This window comes from Streptomyces sp. B1866 (assembly GCF_031932565.1).
Classification (GTDB): domain Bacteria; phylum Actinomycetota; class Actinomycetes; order Streptomycetales; family Streptomycetaceae; genus Streptomyces.
This window is the reverse complement of sequence record NZ_JAVSCF010000639.1, coordinates 1-376: the sequence shown is the minus strand read 5'-3', so window position 1 is coordinate 376 and position 376 is coordinate 1. Positions and strand designations below refer to the sequence as shown.

The 376-nt window shown below is 80.6% G+C and carries 1 protein-coding gene; it reads left to right on the top strand.

Annotated features, from left to right (window positions below; genetic code table 11):
- Positions 1-376 (top strand): helix-turn-helix transcriptional regulator (locus RKE29_RS30570; RefSeq protein WP_312008930.1); only part of this gene is annotated, 376 nt, incomplete at both ends.

The following is a 376-nucleotide window of genomic DNA, read 5'->3' as shown; positions in this document are numbered from 1 at the left end:
CCGCCTGGCCGCCCGGGCCCCGCACGGCCGCGGGCCCGCCGGGCCCTGGGACCCGGCCGCGGGCCTGACCGGCCGCGAGCGGCAGATCGCCGAGCTGGTCGGGGACGGCCTGACGAACCGGCTGATCGGCAAGCGGCTGCACATAGCCGAGAAGACGGTGGAGATGCACCTGTCCAACGTGTTCGCCAAGCTGGGCGTCGCCAACCGGGCGGCGGTCGCGGCGCTCATCACCCGCGCGCACCAGACGGCGGCGGGGGCGGGCGCGATGCCGGCGCCCGGGGGCGTCCCGGCGCCGGTGCCGGGCGGGGCACCGGCGGTCGCCCATGCGCGGGCGGTCGGCGGGGTTTCGGCGGTCGGTCCGGCGTCGGCGGCCGGG